General features: G+C 38.9%; 1 protein-coding gene. It reads right to left on the bottom strand.

Annotation, left to right across the window (positions count from 1 at the left end):
• Positions 1-198: hypothetical protein (locus ACJ5GX_RS05765; RefSeq protein ID WP_495292796.1), on the bottom strand; the 198-nt coding region annotated here is incomplete at its 3' end.
• Positions 199-571: the final 373 nt, after the last annotated feature.

The following is a 571-nucleotide window of genomic DNA, read 5'->3' as shown; positions in this document are numbered from 1 at the left end:
TTTTACTTCCAGTGCAACGTTTTTACCAAATGCAGAAGTGCTTCCGTAACTATCTACTTGAACAGAGTGATCGATCTTGATTTTGTATGGAAGGTTTTTTTTTGTTTCTATGTTCCTAGGGGAAAGTTGTTTAGATTTATGGTCTGCGTACACCTTATCAGTATTCGGAGGGCCATCTCTTGCTCCCCGTATCCCCAAACATGTCCGGTTGGAAAGGTAGTGACCCGCCACCTCACAATCGTCACTCAGCCTACTGGCTTCACATCTCTCAAACTTTTAAAACATGAGAATTTCTTTGAGACCAAAAATATCGCGTAAGTGATTTGAACGCACGAACTTAAAAAAAAATTATGCCAGTTGATTTTTTCAGAGAAATTACACATATAAGTAGGATGAAGTTGTAAAAACTCTTTACAAGCAGACTTGGCGTCCTATAAAACAAGTAATTGCACAAAAAACAAACCACACCTTCTGTCAAGTGTGCCTGTTTTTATACCTATACTTCGTGCTCTTCCGGGCATCAAGTGTGAAGGAGACAAGTTTTTCATAGCTCAATTTTGGTTGTTCATAG

The organism is Wolbachia endosymbiont of Tuta absoluta (genome assembly GCF_059414725.1).
Note: the sequence above shows the minus strand (reverse complement) of the source record. Positions and strands in the feature narration are given on the sequence as shown.